Origin of the sequence: Rhizobium sp. M10 (assembly GCF_002531955.1) — a bacterium.
GTDB classification, from domain to species: Bacteria; Pseudomonadota; Alphaproteobacteria; order Rhizobiales; family Rhizobiaceae; genus Rhizobium; species Rhizobium etli_C.
Genome location: NZ_NWTA01000060.1, coordinates 1 through 3,762, shown reverse-complemented (window position 1 = coordinate 3,762; position 3,762 = coordinate 1). Strand labels below are relative to the sequence as shown.

At 65.6% G+C, this 3,762-nt stretch carries 1 protein-coding gene; it reads right to left on the bottom strand.

What is annotated here, in order from left to right; genetic code table 11:
* Nucleotides 1-337 precede the first annotated feature (337 nt).
* Nucleotides 338-3,313, bottom strand: coding sequence for an NAD(P)-dependent oxidoreductase (locus CO671_RS32880; RefSeq protein WP_097609231.1), 2,976 nt, complete (start codon nucleotides 3,311-3,313; stop codon nucleotides 338-340).
* Nucleotides 3,314-3,762 lie beyond the last annotated feature (449 nt).

The following is a 3,762-nucleotide window of genomic DNA, read 5'->3' as shown; positions in this document are numbered from 1 at the left end:
GTCTTCTCTCTCAGGATCGACTCTGGACCCCAAATCCACCTTGACAACCAACACAGATTCTCATCCGGCCCTACGGGCCACCTTCTCCCCGCTGGGGAGAAGAGGGAGCGCGCGGCTTCGCATCGATCCCATTGGATGGCGTGCCTTTGAGCAGGCGGGTTCTTTTGTCAGTGTCGGAGCAACTTGCTCCCCTCTTCTCCCCAGCGGGGGTCCGAAGGACGGGGTCGAGACCTGTGGCTCGACCCCCGGTCGGTGGCCCGCAGGGTCGGATGAGGGGGCTGCACGGCACGGCGTCAGCGACAAAAGACCGTCGCCGCCCGCCGAGCCGTCGATGGTCTCACCCCTCCGCCGGCCCATAGAGGCCGAGCTGATCGAGAAGCGCCCGCTGCCGGTCGGCATTTTCGACCAGGAGACCAGTGTAACGCTCGACGATCCGCGCTTGGTGCCCCCGGTCGGAAACAGCCGACAGCGCGCCGGTGATGGCCGCGATCTTTTCCGAGACCTGGCGCAGCTCTTCCAGCAGTTCCGCCTTGCCGCCGGCCTCCGCGACGACCTGTTTCGTCACCTTGCCGATGCCGGCCGGGGTGCGGCTGCCGCCGGAGACGTAACCTTCCGGCAGGTCGCCCTTGAGATTGACGACGGACTTGAAGCGGATGACGTCGAAGATCTGGTCGACCGCCTGCTTGGCGCCGGTCACCCGCGACGGGTGGTCGGTGTCGGCGGCGGCGTGCGGCAACAGTTCCAGCTTGCCCTTGTGACGCTCCTCGAGCGGCAGGTAGGGCAGCATCGGGCCGCTCAGCGTGCCGCTCGCCGCATCGCTGAAGAGGTCGGCGTCGATTGCCGCATGGGCGATCTTGCCGGAGGAGAGGGCCGCATCGAGCGCGGCCGTATCGACGACTTCGCCGCGGTCGTAATTGACCAGCACGGCGCCGTCCTTCATGGCGCCGAGCACCTTGGCATCGACGGTGCCGGCATTGGAATAGGTGCCGGTCGCGGCATCCAGGCGGCCGAGGCCGATATGGACGGAGAGCACGTCGGCGTCGCTTGCCGCTTCGACCGGGCTTGCGGCATAGTCGAAGCCCTCGGCCTCGATCCAGCGCTTGTGATGCTCGCGGGCATAGATCGCCACCCTCATGCCGAAGGCCTTGGCGAGCTTGGCGACTTCACGGCCGATATTGCCGTAGCCGAGAACGGCAAGCTTGCGGCCCTCGAGCTTGGCCGTCGGGAAATCCTTGAGCTGGCGGCCGGTATCGAAATCGCCGCCGGCGACCATCCGGTGCAGCCGGTCGACCGGCAGGTCCGGAACGACCTTCAGGATCGCCTTCACGGCCATCTGGGCGGTGGCGCGGCTATTAATGCCGGGCGTGTTCATCAGCGCCGCTTCGCCGCCCTCGCCATTGCCGCCGCCCCAGGAGGCCGAGCCCATATTGCCGGTGCCGGCGCCGATGCGCACGCCGCCGAGCGGGAAGACGGAGGACTTCGGGATGAAGGTCGCCGCCGCGATCAGCGCGTCGTACTGGCCCTTGTCGGTCTGCGGCAGGATCTCCGCCTCGGTGCTGAGGTTCGGCTGGTAGAAGAAATGGATACGGCCCTTTTCGAGGCTGGCGCGATCACTGAGCGGGCCGAGATGGAAGCTGCCGCCCTTCTCCTCGATATAGGCCTTGACCTCGCTATAATCGGGCTGGCCGTCGGCGCCGAAGCGCAGGCCGACGAGATCGGCGATCAGCACGGTATAGGCGCGGTTCGGATCGTCCTTGCGCACGGCGCCATCGGCCTTGGCAGGCGCCTCGAAGGTCACGCCGTTCTTTGCCAGTTCCTCCTCGAGCACGACGATCTTGGCTCTGAGATAGGCATATTGCAGATTTTCCAGCAGGGCGACGACATCTTCGGGCTCGCGGATGCCGCCGACCCAGGCGCGGTAATCGCCGGGGGTGCCGGGGAAGGCATTGACGTAGCGGGCCGCATCGAGGCCGGGCTCATATTCGCCGTTCGGATGGGTGATGCCCTCATAGCCGAGCAGCTGCTTGGAGCGGGCGATGATGCGGGCGTGGATGCCGGCATCGGTGATGCCGTCGTCCTCGACCTTCAGCAGCGTCACGGCCGCGCCGCGGCGCTCGGCATCGGTGACGGTCAGCGACAGCAGCGGATGCGACTTGACCCATTCGTCGATCACGGCGCGGTTGGCGGCGGAGCGGCGGTTGAGCTCGACGACGGAGCCGACCCGGGCTTCCGACTGCAGCAGGCCGAAGGTGGTCTCGGCAAAGGCGAGCGCGCTGTAGGTATTGATGACGCCGCCGAGCATGCGGTCTTCGGCCGGATCGTAGAACGGGCCGGCATCGACGGAGCGCTTGGCCGAAAACGGCTGCCGGGGATCGATCGGCGGCGCGATCTTCAGCTGGCGCGGGATCGCCCAGGCGGGATCCTGCTGGTTCTTTTCGATCAGCGCCAGGGCATGCGGCGTGAAGGAGGCGACGAAATAACCGGAGATGCCGCCGATCGCCTTCTGGAACGGCATGAACAGGCAGCATTTGGCCATCACGGCGCTGACGAGCTCCGGCTCCCACGGCATGGCGCCGAGCATCGAGGTGGCGTCGAACACCGCATGGCGGTTGGCCGGATCGCCGTCGAGCCAGTTCAGCAATTCGTGGATCTCGCCGCTGGTATAGGCATTGGCGCCTGTCGTCTCGTGGCCGACGCCGACGAAGATCGACACGCCGAGGGCCGAAAGTTCGGCCGCCGTCGGGATCACGCCCTCGGAGGCAGCGAAATGAATGCGGCTCTCGCAGCCCTTTTCGGCGAAGCGCTGCATCTCGATCAGCTGTGTGGCCCAGGACTGGCGGAAGAAGCCGGCCGCCTTGGACGGATCGCTCTCCGGCCGCGGCGTATCGACATAGACGCGCTGGGCGGCGTCATTGGCATTCATCAGGTGCTGGATGCAGACGGTGAAGCCGCTATGGCCGCCGCCGAGCCCGACCGCCATGCGATTGGTCTTGGGAAAACCGAAATAACGATGGATCGCCCGCATCATGTCGGTCAGGATCTTGTCGGCCGGATAGCCGCGATGCATGCTGCGGGAGATCTCGGCCGTGGTGAAGCCGCCGATATCGTTGCCCTTGTCGTCGAACTTGCGATAGGTCTTCTCGATCCAGGCATCGAAGGCGATGCGCCGCAGGCGGCTGTCCACTTCATCGGTCGTCGCATCGGTGATCGGTCCGACGCCGAAGAACGGGTTGGACGGCAGTTTCGGCGCACCCGACGCGGTCTGTCGAAGGGCGTTCAATCGCTGTTCCTGCATCTGCGCGATATCTGTCATAGCCTGCCTGTCTGTTTTTCGGAGCTGAAGTTCCCTTCATGGTGAAGCGACTATTCCGGCGAGACAACCTCATATGCGCCGAACGACAGGCGAAACGCGTCATCGGTGGCGCTGGGTTGATGATATCCCCGTGAAGCCGACCCCCACCCACCCATCTCGCCCCCGGGGGCCGCTGCCGCCGGTCTTCCGATCCCCAGGCGACAGGCACAACGATCAGTCCTTATCCTGAGGCGGCAGGCACAACAATCAGCCCTCATCCTGAGGTGGCAGGCACAACGATCAGCCCTCATCCTGAGGTGCCCCGCAAGGGGCCTCGAAGGACGAGGGCGGGTGGCTGCGGTGGCCAGCCCCGTCCTTCGAGGCTTCGCCCTGCGGGCTACGCACCTCAGAGCTTGTGAAGCTTTTAAATCTGGTGCGTTTCTGGCCGGCCTTGGTTGGCCGATGCAATC